Genomic DNA, 21,283 nt, shown 5'->3' with positions numbered 1-21,283 from the left:
ATAACGTTGGCGGTCAAATACCCAATGAATTGAAGGAGTTTTTAATGGCAAAGGAAAAAGTGGTTCTGGCGTATTCAGGCGGACTGGATACGTCGGTTATCCTCAAATGGCTGCTGGAACAGGGGTACGAAGTATTTGCATACATGGCTGACATCGGCCAGGATGAAGATTTTCAGGCAGCAGAACAAAAAGCCCTTAAAATCGGTGCATCAAAAGTGTTCATCGAAGATATGAAAAAGGAGTTTGTCACCGATTATATATTCCCCGTTTTCAAATCAAATACGGTTTACGAAGGCCGCTATCTTTTAGGTACAGCCATTGCCCGTCCCATCATTGCCAGAAAACAGATTGAAATCGCAAAGCAAGTCGGCGCCCGGTATGTGTCCCACGGAGCCACGGGCAAAGGGAACGACCAGGTGCGATTTGAGCTCTCATACTATGCCCTGAATCCAGGCATAAAAGTCATTGCACCGTGGAAAAACCCGGACTTTCTCAATGCCTTCCAGGGCCGTTCCGACCTTCTGGCCTATGCGGAAAAGCACGGGATTCCCACCAAGCAGACTGCAGCCAAGCCTTATAGCGAAGATGATAATCTGCTGCACATTTCCCATGAAGCAGGTATTCTTGAAGATCCCGGCGCAGTATGCGATGAAAGCATCTATTGTCGCACCGTATCCCCGGAAAAGGCCCCGGATACCCCCACACGCATTACCATTGAATTTAAAAACGGCATCCCGGTCAAGGTAAAAAATCTGGAAAACGGCACCGAAAAAACAGATGCCCTGGATTTGTTTTTGTACCTGAACCAACTGGGCTCCGAAAATGGTATAGGCCGTCTCGACATGGTGGAAAACCGGTTTGTGGGCATCAAGTCCAGAGGGGTTTATGAGACGCCGGGCGGCACCATTCTGCATGAGGCACACAAGGATATTGAAGGCATTGCCATGGACCGTGAGGTCATGCGTCTTCGGGATATGCTGGCGCCCAGGCTGGGTGAACTGGTTTACTACGGCTTCTGGTTCAGCCCTGAAATGGAATTTCTCATGGCAGCCATTGACAAAAGCCAGGAACTCATTGACGGCGAAGTGACCCTCAAACTGTTCAAAGGGGTGGCCTACCCGATCTCCAGAACCTCACCATCTTCACTGTACAACCAGAACCTGTCCTCCATGGACATCACCGGCGGCTACAACCAGGAAGATGCCGAAGGCTTCATCCGCGTCAACGCCATCCGCCTGATGGCCCACAGGGACATAACCGGAAGAAACTAAAATGAAATATAAGCATATATTCGGCCCGGTCCCCTCAAGGCGTCTTGGACTTTCCCTGGGCGTGGATCTTGTCCGTCACAAAACCTGTAGCCTGGATTGTATTTACTGCGAGTGCGGACCAACCACCAACCAGACCCTTAAGCGGAAGGCATATGTTCCCTTTGATGAGGTTAAAACGGAACTTGCCGATTACTTTGAAAACCATCCTGACCCGGACTATGTGACCTTTTCAGGTTCGGGAGAGCCCACCCTAAATCCGGACATCGGCAGGATCATTGACTTTATCAAAGAAAAAAAAGCACAAGTCCGGGTGGCCGTACTGACCAATGCCACCTTATTGTCCGACCCCGTGGTCAGGAAGGATTTAAACAGGGCCGATCTGGTCATGCCCTCCCTGGATGCCGTTACCCCCCAGACATTTGAAAAGATCAACCGGCCTGCCGGGCAGATTGATATCCATAAGGTTATTGACGGGCTTAAAGCGTTTGCCGAGTCTTTCCAAGGAGAAATCTGGCTGGAGGTGTTTATCCTGCCCGGAATCAACGATGCCAAAGAAGAACTTGAAGCCTTAGGAAAAATCATTCGAGACATTAATCCGACCCGGGTTCAGCTCAATACCCTGGACCGGCCAGGGGCTGTAGCAGGGCTTAAAGCTGCGTCAAAAGATGATCTTGACCGAGTGGCCGGCATTATTGATGCCGACAATGTGGAGATCATTGCCCGTGTAAAGGATCTGGCATCAAGGGAGCACATCAGCGATGAAAAAATGGAAGCCATGATTATGGAAACCATTCACCGCCGCCCCTGCACCATAGATGACCTTACAGCGGCCTTGAACCTTGAAAAAGGAAAACTTGAAATTTTAATGAAACGGCTGATCCTGGAGCATAAAGTTGAATCTGTCCAGCAGGAGCGGGGTATATTTTACCAGACCATAAAAAAACTGTAAAAAATTAGCTTCTTTTACCCGGTTTCTAAAGGGAAGCCGGGTTTCATATTGATTAAGCGTTTGCTCAAACAATCTAAAAGAAGTTATAAAATCAGTTTATTATCCATTTCATTTTTCAAATCCAAAGAGGGGAAGATTCAATAATGTCCGTTGACGCTGAACAGAAGATGCTTGAAATGATGCGGGAAAAAAAAATCTTCCTCGAAAAATACAAACAGGCCAAAAAACTATTCAGCGATCTGGTTAAAAGTCAAAAGCGCCTATTTAATAGAGACTCCCGGGAAAAAAAAGATGACGGGGCGTCTGACAAAATAAATATTAAAGAAAGCATTTATGCCATAAACGACATCATCGAAATGCTCTTTGAGACCGATCGGTTGATTCTGAACAGCATGAAAGACTGTTTCTCCACCGATGACTATTTTTTTCAACACTCCTTTGGTGTCTGCTATATCGGCACCATTGTATTGAAACGGTTTAACGAAATTTTTTCCCAGTATATCAACAATATGCTCATTGCCAAATTTAAAGATAGCTTGAAACACCACCGAGAAGAAGAGATGGTGCCGTTTTTTTACTACCCTCCTGAAGCCGTGCGCACCATCTCCATGGGCTATCTCATGCACGATATGGGCAAAATGATGATCCCGGATTCCCTGCTGAACAAAAAGAGCGTATTGAACCGGAAGGAGCTCAGAGAAATGCAAAAACATGCCGGGGGATACGGAACGCTTTTTTTGAAAATCAACGGCATTTACGACGTATACATAGAAAATATTATTAAATACCACCATGCAGCAATCTATTTTAACGAAAAAAAAGCTTACCCTGTTTATCAATCCCCTTCAGAGCTGCCGCCCTATGTCAAAATCTGCAAACTTGCGGACATATACAGTGCCATGACCTTGAAACGAAGTTACGGCGAAGCGGTTAATCCAACCAAAGTGGTCAATACGATTTATCAGGACTATTCAGGGCGTAATCCCATTTTACAGCTTATTCTCTATTCATTTGTCAAAGAAATCGGTACCTGTCCCGAAGGAAGTATTTTGACTTTGATAAACGGCCAGTCTGTCTACGTGATAAACAGCCAGGGGCCTGAGGTAATCATATTTACCGATGAGGCCGGCCGGACTATTGAAAAAGCAGATAAAATCATTAATCTTTCCAGCCCGATCAGTAAAAGTCAAAATCTGGTTATTGACAGTGAGCAGCTTCCCAAGACACCAGTAGAAATGTTTAACCGGCTTCCCGGATATCTCAAAGAATTTCATTCGGAATCTCTCAATACCCAGACTCAAGCCACAACAAAACATGAAACTAATTTAACAACTTATTGAAACTTCCACATTGCCGAAAATAGTATTGTCCCTTAAAGCAACTCGGGCGGAAAAGCAACAATCTCTTCAATATCCGGCGCATCACAGAACAGCATGACAAGACGGTCAATGCCCAGGGCGATCCCGGCAGCGGGCGGCATCACGGCAAGGTCGGATAAAAATTTTTCCGGCAGCGGGAGTTTTGCTTTCCCCTGAGTGATGCGCAGTTCATTTTCCTTTTCAAAGCGTTTTCTCTGAAGTTCATGGTCGGTCAGTTCCGTGAATCCGTTGGCCAATTCAATGCCTGCAACATACATCTCAAACCTTTGGGCTATATCCGGTTTTTCAGAATGGGCCGCAGAAAGACTGGCCATGGATATGGGATAATCATAAAGGAAACAGGGACGGGATGTGCCTAAATGCGGTTCGATATCAAAACTTATAATCTCATCAAAGCGCCCGGTATCCATGACCTGGTTCAAGGGGAGATCACAAAACCGCTCAAAAGCCTCGCTAACCGTAATCCGCTCAAAGGCGTTTGCAAGGTCCAGGGATACGCCCTGATAGATCAAGCGTTCCTGTGTACCCAACCCTTTTGCAATATGGCGTAAAAGATCCTGGCACTGCACCATAAGGTCTTCGTAGCTCTGGTCAACGGCATACCATTCGAGAAGTGTCAGTTCAGGCAAATGACGCTGACCGCGCTCTTCCTGGCGAAAGCATTTGCAGATCTGAAAAATTTTGTCTGCGCCCCGGGCCAAAAGCCGCTTCATGAACAGCTCCGGTGAGGCTTGCAGATATGCACCCTGGGATGTCACCGGGTCAATATGGGCTTCGGGGATAATTGATGGGCACCGAATGGGGGTCTCCACCTCGAAAAAATCCATAGACCGAAAAAAATCCCTTGTCAGTTCAATAACAAGGGCTCTTTTCTTTAAATTATCCAGCAATTTGGAACAACGCATCTTCTTTGCGTACAGGGTCTATGATTTGACCTCGTATAAATCCTTAGTTCGGTCCTGGAGATAGATACGCTGGTATTTGCTTTTATCTGCCTGGTCATAAAACGCATAGCCCTGTTCCCGGCAAGCTTTGCAGGCATTGATGGGAATATGAACCCCCAGAATATGATAGCCTGGCGCAGCCTTGGAATCGACTTCAAAACTGCCGCCGCAATCCCTGCATACCCGGATTTTCTCTTTCTGGCGTTCAAAAATATTGTCCGTATCATAAAAGACTTCACGGTGGCGGGTCACAATCTGCCCAGGTTCACCCGCGGCTTTTCTCATTTCATCCCGCTGATTCCAGTAGTGCATGATCTGGTCGCAGGTCTGTTTAATTTTATCGGTAATACTCTCAGACTGTTTGAGCTTTTCCGGATTATAGTCGGGCTCCACTACCCCGGAATAATCTATACCTGCCATGGCGAGGATAATCCCCAGATTGACATAAGGCAGAGCACCTTCAATGGCATATCCTCCTTCAAGAACCGCAATATCCGGCTTAAGGATGGAGGTCAGACGCGCATACCCCTGGGCCGAAAAATTCATATTGGTCAAAGGATCTGTGTAGTGGTTGTCCTGGCCGGCGGAATTCACCACAAGATCAGGTTTGAATTCTGCGAGTACCGGCAGCACACAATTTTCAATAACATAGAGATACCCTTCGGTGGAAGTCCCCGGGGGAAGCGGGATATTCAAATTGGATCCTTTGGCATTGGGACCGCCCAGTTCATTGGGAAAGCCTGTGCCCGGATACATGGTCCGGCCGTCCTGATGCAGTGAGATAAACAGTACATCAGGATCATGCCAGAAAATATCATTGGTACCGTCCCCGTGGTGGCAGTCCGTATCAATGACGGCAATACGTTTAACGCCATACTGGGAACGAATATATTCCACCATAACCGCTTCAATATTGATATGGCAAAATCCCCGCCCCCCGTGGGTCACCCGCATGGAATGATGTCCCGGAGGTCTGACCAGGGCAAAGCCGTTTTTGACCTCTTTTAACATCACGGCATTGGCAATGGCCTTGGCCCCGCCTGCAGATATCAGATGGGATTCGGTTGTAACGCTATGTTCATCGGGTACACAGAAATGAGCCCTTTGTAAATCTTTCGGCGTCACAATTTCAGGCTTGTATTCTATGATTTCGGGTATATCAAAAACCCCTTCTTCGGTAACCTGGTCCTGGGTATACAAAAGCCGCTCTTCCCTTTCAGGGTGGGTGGGGTCGATGGCCCAGTCAAATGCAGGAAAAAATACCAACCCGGTTTTATGAGGTGCGTTTAACATGGTATCCCCCTTTTATTTTATAAAGCCCGCGGATTAAGAATTGATTCATACCCATGTATCAGGCCGGGTTTAAGCTGAATTTTCATCCGAAAAATTTTTCCCCTGGGAGAAAAATTACGCACAATATTAAATTCCTGAAATTCCACCACTTCCACCTCATTGAGATTGTCGGGATCAGCCCCTGCGTTTTCCGCCTTATCCTTAAGCAGACTGTAAGCGGTCTCCACCAGATCCTCTTTAGAAAAGGATTTGGAGACAGGCTCGGCAAAATCCTCTTCGTGGGCGGTTACAAAGCCCTGCTCCGTGTCTGCATTCACCGTCACCTCACAGGTGGTTCTGGCAAGGGCAGCACCAATGGCGTTTGCCACTGGTGCATAGGGGACCGCAATGGTTTCAAGCTGATACATATCCTGGATTTTCTCGGCGAAAAAACTGGCCGGCCCGCCCATCAGAAGAATGGTGTCCGGACTGAACTTGTACCCTTCAAGGAAATCATGGACCGTGTAAACGGGCTTTGAATTCAATGTATCGATCATCTCAAAGGTTTTTTTCAAAATAATGTTGCAACAAATTTTAAATATGTACTCTGCAGCCTCTTTTTCTTCCATGCCCAACTGACCTGCAATGGATTTTATACCCTGCCGGGCCCGGTCCTGATCCCCCGAGTCCATGAGCCCTAAAACCACCAGGGCGTCGGTGGGCGTGGGCACAGACCCGCCAAAAGCCATGGCCGGCCCCATACGGTCCGGTCCCACAGTAAGCTTGTTCTTGTCATTGATCCTTAAGGCCGAGTCCCCGCCAATGCCCTCGGAAACCGTTCGCAGGGAGCGAATCAGACTTCTATATCCCCCGCGCTGGATGCCCACGGGTTCAAGCAATGGCGTTTTATCCACCAGAAATGCAATATCCGTAGTGGTACCGCCGATATCAAGGACAACGGCATCCTGACCTTCAGGGGCATAGGGAATCGCCCCCATGATACTGGCTGCAGGTCCTGATAAAACCGTCTGGGCCGGAAAATCCATTGATGCTGCCAATGTCATGGTACCGCCGTCCGCCTTGAGAATCTGAATGGGTACGGTAAGCCCCATTTCCTCAAGGGATTGCTCAACGGCCTGAAAAAAGTCTTTATGCAGGGGATATACAGCCGCGTTCATGTAAGTGGTGGCAATTCGCCGGGGAAAATTCAAATTGCCGGAAACATGGTGCCCTAAAAAAATCTGTTTAAACTGCTTATCTAATATCCGCTTGATCAGAATTTCATGGGAAGGATTTCTGACACAAAATTTTCCGACAACCCCCACATATTCAATGCCCGCCTTTTTGAGCTTTTCACCCACAATCTGAATTTGCGCCTCATTGATCGGCTCTATTTCCCGGCCACGGTGGTTGATGGAGCCGCCTACGGCATAATATTGATCCCCGGTCCTGAAATTTTCAGGATCTATACCCGGCCCGGCTGAAACAATCATGCCCACCGGTGTCACGGTTTGTTGAACAATCGCGTTGGTGGTCAGGGTGGTGGAGATAACAACCCGCTCAACACATCCCGGATCAACGTCCTCAAGAATCAAAGTAAAACCTGAAAGAACGCTTTTAAATAAATTGTCCGGCTGGGTAGGCACCTTTACATATTTCTGGACACCTTTTGGGCTGAGAAAAACAACATCTGTATTTGTGCCCCCAACATCTAATCCTAAAATCATTGGCGTCTTCCTTGGCATAAAGATTTGCGCCGAAATATACGGTATTCAAGAAGCTTGTCAGAAATCTATTGGCTTGTCAATGAAGTTTTAGCCCCTTGAAATATGAAATTATTTAATTTATGTTCAATAAACAATGTTTACTTGTCTAAATATTTTTTAATTAACAGGAGCGCGTTTTGGCCGTTATAGAAATGACAATCAGCTCAAAACTTGGTCTTTTAAGAAGTGAATAAATTTCTCACATATCGGAGAGCGGGTCCTCTTCCTGGAGAGCGTCAGATAAAAATGTCTGGACAGGTCGAGGTCTTCAATACTCAGGGCATGAAGACGCCCCCTGGCCAATTCCTCAGCCACGGCAATGGTGGAAAGAATGGAAATACCCACATTGTTGAGAATGCCCTGGATGACTGAAACCGAATTGCCCATGGTCACTGCAGGTTCGAGCCGGGATAGGTCAATCCCGGCCTTTTCCATACTGGCGAGAACGGTTTTCCAGGTACCAGAGCCCTGTTCCCTTGCAATCAATGGCTGGGACAGCAGCGCCTTGCAGGTCACACTTTTCCTGTCCGCCCATTCATGACCGGCGGGCACAACGAGTTTCATTTCATCTTCAACCAATGTCTCCTGAACAATGTCGGGGTCACTGGTTGTTGCACCCACCACACCCAGTTCCAGTTCACCGTCTTTGACAGCCCGGGTGATCTGGCCGGTATCCCCGACCGTCAAAAGAATGGATACATCCGGGAAATCAGCTTTAAATGCCCCCAACATCCTGGGAAGGATATATCCGGCAGGGATGGATGATCCGCCAATGATCAGCTGTCCTTTGGTGTGCCCTAAAAAATCCAGCATGGCGGACTGGGTTTCCTGTTTGAGCGCCAGCATCCGTTTGGCATAATCATAAAGAATCTCACCTGCCCGGGTCGGCTCGGTCACCTTGCCTAGCCTGTCCAGCAGGCGGCATTGGAAATGACCCTCCAGTTCCTTGATATGGGTGGAGACTGTGGGCTGAGATAAATGAATCTGTTCTGATGCTCTGGAAAAACTTTTCTGCTCAACCACGGAAACAAAAATATGAAGCTGCCACAAATCCACGTTGATATACCCTTCATTTATAACATTTTTGCCATTCCTGGCTTTTTACGAGAGCCTCAAATTTCTCCTTCACTCTACGCTCCACGGGTTTGGGAACCATATCAGAGATATCCCCGCCATACCGGGCAACCTCCTTAATGATGGACGATGATGTAAAAATCCAGCGCGATCCTGTCATCAGAAAGACCGACTGGACCTCCCTATTGAGCTTTCTGTTCATCAGCGCCATCTGAAATTCACTTTCAAAATCAGACAAAGCCCGCATGCCCCGGATAATGGCCACAGCCTTTTTCATTCGGGCATATTCAACAAGAAGGCCGTTAAAAGTCTCCACTTCAATCCTTGCCGAGTCCAGCTCTATCGATGGGTCTTCAAAACATTCCTTAATTATGGAAATACGTTCCTCTGGGGAGAATAACGGTGTTTTTTTAGACGAATTGTACAGCACCCCCACGATTACGTGGTCAAAAATTTCCTGGGCGCGTCTGATGACGTCAAGATGTCCGTTTGTCAAGGGATCAAAGGAACCTGGATAAATGGCAATTGTCCGTTTTCGGTAAATCATACGCATCCTTCGTCTATGGCGGATTTCCGCAAAAATGTAAGAGTTGTCCTTGAGTATTTTTTTTCCAGGTATTTGTCAAGGCTGTTTCCGGGATAGTTAAGGCTTTCTTTGCCAGACTGTTCCACAATGATAATTGCCCCGGGTGCAAGGAGTTCTGAAAACCCAGGTTTTCCAAGCACCTGTCCCGGATACTCTTTATTGTACGGGGGATCCATGAAAATCAGATCAAAGGTGTGATGGAATACAGGTAAAGCCCCTTTGATTAAGTCATGGCAGAGAATCCGCGCCTGATCGGCCATCCGGCACAGTTCAATATTGCGTTTGATCACATTGCAGGAAGACCGGGCCGCATCCACAAAAACGGCAGACTGAGCCCCCCGGCTCAATGCCTCAAGCCCCAAAGCCCCGGTGCCGGCAAACATGTCGAGTACCCTTTTTCCCCGAATACCGGGGCCAAGGATATTGAACACAGCTTCCCTGACCCGGTCCGAGGTGGGACGGATATCTTTCCCTGGATCTGAACCAGTTTCCTGCCCCGGCAGGCACCACTAATAATACGCATCAGCTTTTAGATATTCTTTTTTTGACAAAATTCAAGCTTGCTCCCATCTGTTTAGCCGCCGCCTGAAGATCCCCGTTCATCTGATCCACCCTTAAACGGATAAATTCCGCTTCAAAGGCAGCTTTTGCCTGGTCCAATTGCGCCATGGTAAAAATCCGGTTGCGCTCTTCACCCGTTTCGGGAAATGTTTCAATATCAGGATTGTAGGGTGCAGGAATATCATTTTTCCCAATAATTTCACTTTCCACCATAATGGATAAACGCTCCATCAAATTTTTCAGTTCCCTGACATTTCCCTTCCAATGCCATTGTTTTAAAAGCTCAACAGCCTCTTTGGAGAGCGTTTTTTTAGGCGCGGATGATTTTTCAGCCAGTTGGGTTAAGAAGAAATCCACCAATATGGGGATATCCTCAATCCTTTTCCTTAAGGCCGGAACATGGATCGGTATGACATTGAGTCTGAAAAACAGATCTTCCCTGAACCGCCCTTCTTTGATTTCCGATTCAAGATCTTTGTTGGATGAGGTGATCACACGTACGTCCATGTGCAGGGTACGGCTGGAACCGATGCGCTGGAAGGTTTTGGATTCCAAAGCCCGCAGCATTTTGGCCTGGGTATTGATACTCATATCCCCTATTTCATCCAAAAACAGGGTTCCACCGGCAGCCAGTTCAAATTTACCTCTGTTTTTTGCTGAGGCTCCTTCAAAAGCCCCTTTCTCATGCCCGAACAGTTCAGGTTCCAGACGCTCTTCAGGAATGGCTGCGCAGTTGATAATGATAAAGGGACCTTCAGGACGGTTACTGAACTGATGAATGGTGCGGGCCACCATCTCCTTACCCGTACCGTTTTCCCCCGTGATCAGTATGGAGGCATCGGTGGGCGCTGCGGCCATAATTTCGCCGTAAAGCTTTTGAACCGCCGGGCTTGTGCCGGTAATGGAATTTTTTTCAATGGCTTTTTTGCGAAGGTACCGGTTCTCTTCCTCAAGTTTCCTGAAATTCAGGGCATTGTTTATGGAGAGTATAACCTTGTCAATGGACAAAGGTTTTTCCAAAAAATCAAACGCGCCGGATTTAGTGGCATCCACAGCAGATTCAATGGAACCGTGGCCGGTGATCATGATCACCGGCAAGTTGGGGTGATGACGTTTGATCTCCTTTAGGGTGTCAATGCCGTCCATGCCCGGCATCCAGATGTCCAGCAGCACAATATCCGGGGAATGGGAGTCAATTTTTTTCAGGGCTTCGTATCCGTTGAATGCATGAATAACTTCGAATCCGTCATCGGAAAGAATACCGTCCAGGGAATCAACAATGGTGGATTCGTCATCAACAATCAAGACTGCCGGGTACATAGTACTAAATCCTTTCTATATATAGTGTTAGAAGGGCTCGTTAGACAAACACATCCCCTTCTAACGAACCATCCAAACACGGTTTTTTGTTCAAACACTATCTGCCGTGCCCTAATTTTTGGCATCAGGGCCCCCCGGCAGGCAGTTCAATGATAAACTTGGCGCCTCGGGGTTGGTTGTCCTGGACCCGGATCACGCCGTTATGGTCTGAAATAATCGAGTTTACAATAGCAAGCCCAAGTCCCATGCCCGTTTTCTTAGTGGAAAAATAGGGTTCAAACAGTTTGGTCTTTTCCTTGTCTGAAATACCCTTTCCATTATCTGCTATTTCAATACGTACAATTTTAAGAATGGGGTCATAGGAGAGATTAATCACAATGGTGCCTTTTTTGTTCACGGCGTAAACCGCATTGTCAATCAGATTGATAAAGGCCTGCTTCATGTGCTGGTGATCCAATTTTAATGTGGGAATATTGTCCTTGAACCGAGTCTGGATCTCCATCTGTTCCAACCCGTCCTTATACAGGGCAACGGTTTCAAGAATAATATTTTCAATGCGGGCCGACGCAAAATTGGTATCTGGAAATTTGGCAAAGGTGGAAAACTGGTTCACCAGATTCCGGATCAGATCAACATGTTCCACAATGGTGTCGGCACATCCGGTGAAAACCTCATCATTAATGGTTTTGCCATATTTGCGTTTAAGGCGCTGGGCAGACAGCTTGATGGGGGTTAACGGATTTTTCACCTCATGGGCAATGCGGCGGGCCACCTCCCGCCATGCCACCAGGCGCTGGGCTTTTTCAAGTTCCGTTACATCATCAAACACCAGTACAGCCCCCAGATTTTGGCCGGTATCGTCCTTGAGCGTGGTATAATTCAATGAAAAATGTTTGGGTACGCCGGCCACGGAAACGGAAACAGGAATTTTGAAATGGGTGCCCCCCTGCTCTGCCTCTTCAAATATTTTATTGGCCAGAGACAGGTATTCTTCGATCAGGACGTTCCTGAAATTTTTATCAAGAATATCACAACTGTTAACACCCAGCATGGACTCGGCAGCCTTATTCATGGTGGTGATTATCCCCTCATTGTCCATGGAGACAACTCCGGCAGAGATGTTTTTCAAAACGATCTCAATATATTGGCGACTTTTTTCCAGCTCGACATTCTGCTGTTTAAGCATATTTTCGGACAGGGCAATCTGCTGGCGGCCCGCGGCCAGCTGGCGGGTCATGGAGTTAAAGCTTTTAATCAGGGTACCGATCTCATCGTCGGTCTTGAAATCAATCTGATATGCCATGTCGCCGTCTATGATCCGCTGGGTACCCTCGGCAAATTTCATAATGGGAATGGTGATGGACTTGGCAATCTGGAATCCAAACCACACGGCACAGAATACAACAAGAAGCGCCACAATGGACAAAGCGATATAATACGAAATTTCAGCCGGTCTCTTTGTCAGTTTAAGCTGGTGGTACTCCTCCACACCTTTAAGAATGGCTTTTAAATTCTCAGACAGATCCGGGGCTGTCAGGGTGTTGATTACAATAAAGCCGGCAGCCTTGGCCGGCGGTACGTCAAAGGGGATGGTGCATAGGGTGCGTAAAAATTCCCCTTGATCCATGGTCTGATAAACGGTGTGACTGGCGCTGCCATCCCGGATGCCCCTTAACTCCGTGGTGGTCAGCAGCCCAAAGTGCGTGTTCTCCAGCTCGCTGGCTAATGAAATGCTTACCCGCTGGGCATCCGGGGTGTAGACTTCCACGGCCTGACGGTTAAAGGCGCGCTGGATCACCTGGGTGTACCGCGTGAGTTTCTCCTGATTTTCAGGTTTGAGCAGATCCCTGGAATGAATCTGAAACGCCCCTCTTTTAGCAAAAAAGGCATTTTTCTCCTCAATGTAATCATACAGGGTTTGTCCTACGGCCAGAGAGGCTTCCAGGGTCTGCTCCACAGGGGCATTAAACCAGAAGGCAATGGAGGTAGAGATAAACTGGATGGAAAAGAAAAAAAGCACGGTAGTGGGTAAAAGGGCCAGCACTACAAAAGAAGCGGTCAGCCGGGTTTTTATTTTGGAACCCAGGATGTTATTTTTTCTTTCATAGTAGAGTTTGGCAAGATTCCTGAAAACCAGCAGCAGGAGGGTAAGCAACAACAACAGGTTGATATTTATCAAAATGAACATCAGCACGGTGGATGACAGGGGCAGTCCCGTGTCAAAGGGCGTGACCCGGGTTTCAAGAACCGTCAGCCCCCCAACGGCCATAAGAAGGCATAAAATGGCAATGCATTCTCTTTTCCGGCCGGATCGTTTTGGTCTTGTGTTCTGGAGTATCTGGGTCATATGCCATGCCTGTCCGGCTGATGGTTAATACGTGAAATTAATGACGTACCAGTCCGTTTCAAAATCCCAGTAAGAGACAAAAAAGAAAACATAGTGCAACCACAGGGGCAACGTGACTTTTTCAAGTTCAGCTTTGATCCGAATCTGGTACTTATCACCTTTTATCAAGCGGTTAAGGGGTACCACCTTGAGGTTATCAATTTCGGTCATCCAGGTCTTTGCCTCATCAAAGGATTTTGTGATCAACGCAGGGGCATGCTTCCATTGGCAGACAACCGTGTATTCCTGTCTCATGGAATTGTATTTTATTGTTGCACGGGTTTTAATATCGGCAATTTTTTTGTCAAACAAACCGCTTGACGTTTTGAACAAGGTTACATAGAACGTAAACGAGCTGGGAATGCCATTCTCAACAGCCTGGGTATTTTTTTCATTAAAGGCATTTTCCACCTTGAAATAAGCAAACAGATCATCCCGGGTGTTGGCCAGTTTGATATTGGATATAACCGTATTGTCATAGGCAAGAGCAATTGCCGGGACAATAAAAAGAATGCCCGCGATAAAAAAGGCAACTGCACATAAACTTTTTGTAACCGTACCCTTACTTATCATCGGCATTAAGTTCTAATCAGCGCTTTGCCGGCCCTGTTTCCCAGGCCTGCCTTTCATCAAGAAATTTTTTTATAAACAGATGATTCAGGTGATGACCGGATTTATGGGCGATAATATGCCCCTGAATGGGCATTCCCAGAAGGGAAAAATCCCCAAGGCAATCCAGCAGTTTGTGCCGGACAAACTCATCCGGATACCGCAGCCCCCCCTTATTCAAAATTTTATCATTATCGATCACAATGGCATTGTCAAGGCTTCCCCCCCTGCCAAGACTGAATCTTTTCAGCAGTTCAAGATCTTTAACAAACCCAAAGGTCCGGGCCCCGCAGATTTCCTGTTTAAAGTTATTTTCCGCCCTGTCATAGACAATTTTCTGCAGGCCGATAAGCGGATGGTTGAAGTCAATGATGCAGGAAATTTTGAAACAGGGTTCAGGTTCCACCCGAACCCATTTATCTCCCTGTCTTATTTCTATGGGCTCATTCACGATAAAAAGGTGCTTGGGTTTATCCTGATCTACCACGCCCACGTCGGTTATCGCCCGGGTAAATTCCCTGGCTGATCCATCCATGATGGGGATCTCATAATCGTCCACTTCCACCAGGGCATTGTCAATGCCAAGACCTGCAAAACTTGCCATCAGATGCTCAATGGTGGAAACAATAACGCCATTGTCCCCGATAACCGTGGCAAGGCTGGTATCCACCACCAGCTTGAAAAGCGCCGGGATATCAGGGGTTCCAGGAAGATCTATACGCCGGAATTTAATGCCGTGGTTCTCCTTGGCAGGGCGGATGGTCAAGTTAGTCTTTTTACCCGAATGGACGCCTACCCCCGAAAGACTCACCTTTCCGGCGATGGTTTGCTGATTATAAAAACTGTTCATTTTTTGTTCCAAAGTGTCTGAATACGATAAAACGTGGTATATATAGCTGATTTAAAAATACAAAGCAAAACAAATGAGAAAAATATTTGGCATGCAGACATTTTATGACAATTTAGCATGATTTCAATGAATTAAGTTCCATTTTTTTTCTCTTATCTTAAATTTTTTAAAATGAGACCTTAAATGATAGCAAAAATGAAGTCCTGTGCATTAAACGGGTTTGAGGCCATTGTTGTAGATGTTGAAGTAGACATCACACTGGGATTGCCGGTATTCAATATGGTGGGGCTGGCTGAAACCGCTGTCCGGGAAAGCCGGGACAGGGTCCGGTCTGCCCTCCAGAACGCCGGATATACATTCCCCATGGACAGAGTGGTGGTAAACCTGGCGCCCGCGGATTTCAAAAAAGAGGGTACCGGCCTGGACCTTCCCGTAGCTTTAGGAATTCTTTGTGCCCGGGGGTTATTCCAGGCATCTGAAGCGGCATCCTGGCTGTTTGCCGGGGAGTTGTCCCTGGACGGCTACCTGCGGCCGGTCAAGGCAGCACTGCCCTTTGCCCTGGCCGCCCGGGACAATGGATTCAAAGGCATTATCCTGCCCAAAGAGAACGGAGCGCAAGCAGCGCTTGTTAAAGATATTGAGGTTCTGGCGCCGGATCATCTGACCCAGGTCGTGAATTTTCTGGCAGGAAAGGCAGGACTTGCGCCCCTGGAACCTGATCTGTCCATGCTTCTGGAAACAGATGGAACAGACCGGGAAAACGATTTCTCCCATGTCCGGGGCCAGACCCATGTAAAACGGGCCATGGAAGTTGCGGCAGCAGGGCATCATCATATCCTGTTCAACGGTCCGGCGGGATCCGGGAAAAGTTTGATGGCAAAATGTTTGCCGGGAATCATGCCGGAACCATCCTTTGAAGAGGCCATGGAAATCGCCCGGGTCTATTCGGTGGCCGGGGTGGCCCGGGAACCGGGGCAGCCCCTGGGCGCACGTCCTTTCAGATCCCCCCACCATTCCATCTCCGATGCAGGACTTGTGGGCGGCGGCACAGTGCCCAAACCCGGTGAAATCACGCTGTCCCATAACGGCGTACTGTTTCTGGATGAGTTGCCAGAATTTCGGCGCAGTGTGCTGGAGGTTCTCCGGCAGCCTATAGAGGAGGGCGTCATCACCCTGGCCCGGGCCAACGCCAAGGCCACCTTTCCATGTCGGTTTATGCTCGTAGGCGCCATGAACCCCTGCCCCTGCGGCAATCTCACCAATCCGGACAGGGAATGCACCTGCACGCCGGCAAAAATTGAGCAGTACAAAAACAAAATCTCAGGCCCGCTCATGGACAGAATGGACATCCTTGTGGAGGTTCCCCGGTTGTCTTTTCAGGAAATGACGGCAGATGGACACCGGGAGTCTTCCAAATCCATCCGGAAACGGGTGGAAAAGGCCCGGGAGATACAGACCCTTCGGTTTAAAAAGGCCGAAACAACGTGTTTTGCCAATGCAGACATGGGCCCAAAGCTTTTGCAGCAATTTTGTCCCCTGGATGCCCAAAGCAGCAGGGTGGTTGAACAGGCCATGAAACAGTTTAACCTGTCCGGACGGGCCTATGCCTCCATATTAAAACTTGCCAGAACCATCGCTGATCTGGCAGGCGCCCACGATATACACAAACCCCATGTTCTTGAGGCGGTTCAGTACAAACGCCTGGATCAGGCCCGGGATGACTTTGGTTGATGCTGTTCCCACCGTGCTGCAGTGGGTCACACCGCATTTTGTGCACCCCTACCGGCAGAGTGCAGGACAATTTTGCCGCTATTGTTTCTCTCTGCCGATAAAACGAAGCTCAAACCCCGCCTTACCAACTTTTTTTTAAATAGGAGAAAAAAGAATGAGCTTTTTGGAGTAAAAAATGTTTTATTTATAATCTCTTGGTTATTATTGATGCGATAGTCTGAACAAAATATATAAAGGAGAATACGTATGAAGGTTGTTGGATTTAATGGCAGCCCTAATAAAAAGGGAAATACAGCCTGTTCACTGAACATGGTTTTTGAAGAGCTGGAAAATGCCGGAATTGAGACGCAGATGATCCATGTCGGCAAAAAAAAGATACAGGGATGCACTGCCTGTCTCGATTGTGTAAAAAAACAAAATCAAGCTTGTTCCCTTGATGACGATCCGGTTAATGAATGGATTCAGAAAATAAAGGCAGCCGACGGCATTCTACTTGGTTCTCCTGTTCATTTTTCCGGTGTTGCAGGGACAATGAAATCCTTCCTTGACAGAGCGTTTTTCGTTGCTTCGGTTAACGGCGGCCTCTTCCGGAACAAGGTCGGCGCAGCTGTTGCAGCTGTCCGGCGATCAGGCGGGATTTCAACAGTTGACTCCCTTAATCATTATATCAATTACTCCGAAATGGTCATGCCCTCTTCAAATTACTGGAATGTGGCACATGGTCTTGCCCCGGGGCAAGTGATGCAGGATGGAGAAGGTAAACAAATCATGGCGGTTTTAGGTAAAAATATGGCATGGCTCATGAAAATTATGGAACATGGAAAAGAACAATTTCCCCCGCCTGAACCGGTTGCCAAAATCATGACCAATTTTATCCGATAGTTTGAGCTTAGGAAAACAAATCAGGTGGAAGCAGCATCGTTTTCGTCCTCCTCAGCCTCTCTTCTTTCCAAAGAGTGCGAGGCCAGGGGAAGGCGGATAATAAAATTCGCCCCTTTGCCCGGTGCGGAAGAGACCCCCAGTGTGCCCTTATGATTTTCCGTAATAATAAAATAAGATACGGACAGGCCCAGGCCGGTGCCCACCCCGGGGGGCTTGGTGGTAAAAAAGGGTTCGAATATCCGGTTACGGACTTCCCGGGTCATACCCGGGCCGTTGTCCTGAATCTCCATTCTCAGCATGCCGGCCTCGGCCTCCGTTGAGATCCTCAGGATAAAGCAGGGCCGGTTCCGACCGGCTTCCACCATGGCCTGGGCCCCGTTTTTCAGGATATTGAGAATCACCTGTTGTACTTTCGCTCCTTCACAGGGAATCATGGGCAGGTTCTCTTCATATTCCCTGACAATCTTAATTGTTTTAAAATCATACTGCTTTTTAAGATCATAATCCGTAGCCGCCAGCTCCAGAATACTGTCCATGAGTTCTCCGGGATTGTGGGAAGAGACAATGGCATCGGATTTCCTGGCAAAACTGAGCATGTTGTCCACAATGACCGCCACCCGGGCCCCGGATTCATTGATGGCCTCAAGCATGTTGAAAATACCCCGCTTTTCCATAAATGCCCGGACCTGTTCCGTGGAGATGCCGATGTCGGATGCCGCCCGTTTGTTTGCCGCCATGTCGATATTCTCAAGTCGCAGTTTCATTACATTGGCGGTCTGCATGATCCCTGCCAGGGGGTTGTTGATCTCGTGCGCCATACCCGCTGCCAGTCCACCCACGGAGAGCATTTTTTCAGACTGGATCACCATCTCTTCCATCCTGACCTGATCAGTGATATCGTCCACACGGATCACTGCCCCCTCCACCCCGTTGGCCACCAGGGGGAATACGGTGATATCCTCATAACAGACCAAATTGTCCTGCATCCGGGCCTGTTTCTTACTCACTCTCTCCCTGCGGGTGGCAATGGCCTCCCTTACCTGATCCATCCTGGGGGCCAAACGGGGATAGACCTTTTCCAGGGGGCGATCCAGGGCCTGTTCTGTAAGAAATCCCGAGACCTGTTCCGCCCTGTTGTTCCATAGGGTGATATTCCCTGCCGGGTCCACACCGATAAGCACCGAAGGCATGGAATCCAGTATCGACTGGAGCCGTGCCCGGCTCGCCCTGAGATCTGCCGTACGTTCTTTAACCCGCTCTTCCAGGGTTTTCTTTGCGATATACAGATTTAAAAAAAACCAGAGACCGGCAAAGAGCAGGACCTGGCATATAATCACATAAAAATAGATAAAGGCGGCCCGGTTCTGCCAGTCCACCTCTATGCTGCCGATGGTCCGATTTTGATACCTGACCGGCTCTTCCAGCTCAACCACCGGCAGCAGCCCCGCCCGGGCCATTATACGTTCCGTAAACGAAGGTGCCGGGCCCTTAACTGCGGCATATTCTTTTTGTGAATCGTCAATAACCTGCACCGTCGTATAGCTGTTGGACCGGGCAGACAGTATCAGATAAGCAAATGGGGGGGGCTCGTACCGCCACAGGGACTCTGCAATGACAAGGGCATCTTCCCTGAGCCGCCCTTGTGCATATTTAAAAACAATATCCTGATACCAGGTGAAAAACAATAAAAACCCCGCAGTAAATAAAGCCAGCAGCAGCACAAATACCAGCCGGATATGATCTTCAATCAAACGCGCCATATTTTCACTTTTAAATAACTAATTTTTTTTCTTTTGATTTTAGTTGTTTGTAAAATTGGGTTCACTCCCAGCTGAATGGGAGGCTATCAATTCAAAATCAAAATGAGGTTATGCCGTAGGCCCCAAGTATACCTGTCATTGTGCCGTCATCGGCCATATCGTTTATGGTCCGGTTAAACTGGTTAAGGATACGAGTATACCCCGACCCATTATGGATCATGAGATGAAAGGGCATTGATTGAAGAGCAATGCCGGTGTCAATAATTTTGTCCCTAACCCCGGCTTTTTCCATGCCCAGCCGGGCTCCCGCCGGCCATTCAATTGCCAAATCCCCCCTCCCGGCGGCCAGCATTTTCCAGACATTGTGGACTTCGCTGGTTTCCCAGGAGGGAATACCCAGGCTTGAGATGTGTTCATCATGCCACCCGTTGCCGCTGTAGGTTACCACGCTGTATCCCATAGCCTTGATATCCCGGACAGATTCGATGGTCCGGATACGGTCCAGATCCGGATGTCCCGCATAGGTGAACAGGACCATTTTTTTAAGATACAAAGGATCTTGATGGGTCAGGCAATAGGTAGATCGTTCCGGCGTGGGAACGGTTATCATTGCATCGTATCTGCCGGCTCGTACCTCCTCCTGGCATCGCTTCCAGGGCATCTGCCGCCAGTGTACGGTCACGCCCATGCGCTTATCCAGAGCCTCTGAAATAATTTCGTAAAAGAAACCGGCCATTTCGCCGTTATCTTTCCGGGTAAAAAAGGGGTAAAAATCAGGATAAGCAATGGTTAGACCGGCCTGAGCCATGATCATACCCGGAAATACCAACACAACAATAATGCCTATAACACCTGACAATTTTCTCATAATATTCTCTGGAGCGGACAATTTTTATTACAGAACGTGTAAAAATTATCATACGGGGATTCAAATCCTATGTAAAGCCTAATGGTTTACATTTACCAAACAGGTCTTATAATAACACGGCATGATTACTTTGGGGAATTAGAAGATGATAAAAAAAGATATATTTCAGCATGATGTAAAAGCCCAGTTCCAGGCCTCGGCCAAAGAACGGCTCTACCGTTTTTTAATGGCGGATGATCAGATCAAAGGGGTGGTGGTACATGGAACCCGGATGGTCAAAGAGATGCAGGCCAATCATGATCTGGGTCCTTTGGAAACCCTGGTTCTGGGTCAGGCTTACATTGCCGTGGCCCTGATGAGCGCACCACTGAAAGGCCGGGACCGGATTGCAATGAAGATCCAATGCTCCGGTCCCATAAAGGGCCTTGATGTGGAGGGCAACGCTTTTGGAGAGATCCGCGGATATTTAAAAGCCAACCCCATTGAAATAAAAAATCCGGAAAAAATAAAATGGCTGTCCACCCTTTACGGGGCAGGTTTTTTGTCGGTAACCCGGTACATAGAAGATACAAACCGACCCTATACCGGCCAGATTGCCCTGGTTCACGGCGCCATTGCCGAAGATCTGGCTGAATACTTTCTGACCTCGGAACAGATTCCTTCCGGCTTCATCCTGAGCGTGGCTTTTGATGAAAATGAAAACGTTACGGGTGCAGGCGGTATATTTCTCCAGGCACTGCCGGGTGCCCAACCAGACAACGTTGCCCGGGCCGAAAACTTGATCCGAAATATCAATGCTTTAGGCAATTGCTTTGCCCAGAATCAAACACCGGAATCCATTATTGAAACCGGCTTTGCCGATCTGTCACCGCGGTTTCTGGACAGTTCCCGAGTAGAATTTTACTGCCCGTGCACAAAGGAACGGATGGGCGGTTACCTAAAGAACCTACCCAAAAAAGAGTGTACCGATATCCTGGCAAACGGTCCTTTTCCATTGGAGCTTCGATGCCATCACTGTAATTCCGTCTACCGGTTCAGCCAAAAGGAGTTAACCGGTCTGCTTACCGGATAGCCA

18 protein-coding genes are annotated in these 21,283 nt (G+C 48.0%); 6 read left to right on the top strand and 12 right to left on the bottom strand.

Going from position 1 to position 21,283, the window contains the following annotated elements; genetic code table 11:
* Positions 1–44 precede the first annotated feature (44 nt).
* From DESPODRAFT_RS12965 to DESPODRAFT_RS12955, 3 genes are all read left to right on the top strand, one after another.
* Positions 45–1,271: an argininosuccinate synthase gene (locus DESPODRAFT_RS12965; protein WP_004074032.1), complete on the top strand. Its 1,227-nt coding sequence runs from the start codon at positions 45–47 to the stop codon at positions 1,269–1,271.
* A 1-nt stretch (position 1,272) separates the two neighbouring features.
* Positions 1,273–2,220, top strand: coding sequence for a radical SAM protein (locus tag DESPODRAFT_RS12960; protein ID WP_004074031.1), 948 nt, complete (start codon positions 1,273–1,275; stop codon positions 2,218–2,220).
* 143 nt (positions 2,221–2,363) lie between these two features.
* A complete protein-coding gene (locus DESPODRAFT_RS12955) occupies positions 2,364–3,560 on the top strand; it encodes an HD-GYP domain-containing protein (protein ID WP_004074030.1) in 1,197 nt (398 codons plus the stop codon).
* 32 nt (positions 3,561–3,592) lie between these two features.
* Here the strand turns inward: DESPODRAFT_RS12955 and epmA are convergent, their stop codons facing one another.
* From epmA to lpxC, 10 genes are all read right to left on the bottom strand, one after another.
* Positions 3,593–4,504: an EF-P lysine aminoacylase EpmA gene (gene epmA, locus DESPODRAFT_RS12950; RefSeq protein ID WP_004074029.1), complete on the bottom strand. Its 912-nt coding sequence runs from the start codon at positions 4,502–4,504 to the stop codon at positions 3,593–3,595.
* A gap of 18 nt (positions 4,505–4,522) precedes the next feature.
* Positions 4,523–5,836 (bottom strand): histone deacetylase family protein, encoded by a 1,314-nt coding sequence (locus DESPODRAFT_RS12945; RefSeq protein ID WP_004074028.1) that lies wholly within the window; start codon positions 5,834–5,836, stop codon positions 4,523–4,525.
* Between the two features lie 17 nt (positions 5,837–5,853).
* Complete coding sequence (locus tag DESPODRAFT_RS12940; RefSeq protein ID WP_004074027.1) at positions 5,854–7,542, bottom strand: hydantoinase/oxoprolinase family protein; 1,689 nt, start codon at positions 7,540–7,542, stop codon at positions 5,854–5,856.
* A 198-nt stretch (positions 7,543–7,740) separates the two neighbouring features.
* Complete coding sequence (locus DESPODRAFT_RS12935; protein ID WP_004074026.1) at positions 7,741–8,637, bottom strand: selenium metabolism-associated LysR family transcriptional regulator; 897 nt, start codon at positions 8,635–8,637, stop codon at positions 7,741–7,743.
* A 13-nt stretch (positions 8,638–8,650) separates the two neighbouring features.
* Complete coding sequence (coaD, locus tag DESPODRAFT_RS12930; protein ID WP_004074025.1) at positions 8,651–9,202, bottom strand: pantetheine-phosphate adenylyltransferase; 552 nt, start codon at positions 9,200–9,202, stop codon at positions 8,651–8,653.
* Complete coding sequence (locus DESPODRAFT_RS12925; protein WP_245531912.1) at positions 9,199–9,672, bottom strand: RsmD family RNA methyltransferase; 474 nt, start codon at positions 9,670–9,672, stop codon at positions 9,199–9,201. The genes coaD and DESPODRAFT_RS12925 overlap by 4 nt, the downstream gene beginning before the upstream one ends.
* A gap of 91 nt (positions 9,673–9,763) precedes the next feature.
* Positions 9,764–11,122, bottom strand: a complete 1,359-nt coding sequence (locus DESPODRAFT_RS12920) for a sigma-54-dependent transcriptional regulator (RefSeq protein WP_004074023.1) — start codon at positions 11,120–11,122, stop codon at positions 9,764–9,766.
* 124 nt (positions 11,123–11,246) lie between these two features.
* Positions 11,247–13,469, bottom strand: coding sequence for an ATP-binding protein (locus DESPODRAFT_RS12915; protein WP_004074022.1), 2,223 nt, complete (start codon positions 13,467–13,469; stop codon positions 11,247–11,249).
* Positions 13,470–13,493: 24 nt separating this feature from the next.
* Entirely contained in the window at positions 13,494–14,087 is a 594-nt protein-coding gene (locus tag DESPODRAFT_RS12910; protein WP_245531911.1) for a DUF4390 domain-containing protein, read from the bottom strand.
* A 10-nt stretch (positions 14,088–14,097) separates the two neighbouring features.
* Positions 14,098–14,967: a UDP-3-O-acyl-N-acetylglucosamine deacetylase gene (gene lpxC, locus DESPODRAFT_RS12905; RefSeq protein ID WP_004074020.1), complete on the bottom strand. Its 870-nt coding sequence runs from the start codon at positions 14,965–14,967 to the stop codon at positions 14,098–14,100.
* 183 nt (positions 14,968–15,150) lie between these two features.
* Between lpxC and DESPODRAFT_RS12900 the strand changes: the two genes are divergently transcribed.
* A complete protein-coding gene (locus DESPODRAFT_RS12900) occupies positions 15,151–16,698 on the top strand; it encodes a YifB family Mg chelatase-like AAA ATPase (protein WP_004074019.1) in 1,548 nt (515 codons plus the stop codon).
* A 246-nt stretch (positions 16,699–16,944) separates the two neighbouring features.
* Positions 16,945–17,580 (top strand): flavodoxin family protein, encoded by a 636-nt coding sequence (locus DESPODRAFT_RS12895; protein ID WP_004074018.1) that lies wholly within the window; start codon positions 16,945–16,947, stop codon positions 17,578–17,580.
* Between the two features lie 20 nt (positions 17,581–17,600).
* Here the strand turns inward: DESPODRAFT_RS12895 and DESPODRAFT_RS12890 are convergent, their stop codons facing one another.
* Both DESPODRAFT_RS12890 and DESPODRAFT_RS12885 read right to left on the bottom strand, forming a co-directional pair.
* A complete protein-coding gene (locus DESPODRAFT_RS12890) occupies positions 17,601–19,340 on the bottom strand; it encodes a two-component system sensor histidine kinase NtrB (RefSeq protein ID WP_004074017.1) in 1,740 nt (579 codons plus the stop codon).
* A 97-nt stretch (positions 19,341–19,437) separates the two neighbouring features.
* Positions 19,438–20,208, bottom strand: a complete 771-nt coding sequence (locus DESPODRAFT_RS12885; RefSeq protein ID WP_004074016.1) for a substrate-binding periplasmic protein — start codon at positions 20,206–20,208, stop codon at positions 19,438–19,440.
* A gap of 145 nt (positions 20,209–20,353) precedes the next feature.
* Between DESPODRAFT_RS12885 and DESPODRAFT_RS12880 the strand changes: the two genes are divergently transcribed.
* Positions 20,354–21,280: an Hsp33 family molecular chaperone HslO gene (locus DESPODRAFT_RS12880; RefSeq protein WP_004074015.1), complete on the top strand. Its 927-nt coding sequence runs from the start codon at positions 20,354–20,356 to the stop codon at positions 21,278–21,280.
* The last annotated feature ends 3 nt before the right edge of the window (positions 21,281–21,283 follow it).

This window comes from Desulfobacter postgatei 2ac9 (genome assembly GCF_000233695.2).
GTDB lineage: Bacteria > Desulfobacterota > Desulfobacteria > Desulfobacterales > Desulfobacteraceae > Desulfobacter > Desulfobacter postgatei.
This window is presented reverse-complemented; position numbering and strand designations above follow the sequence as displayed.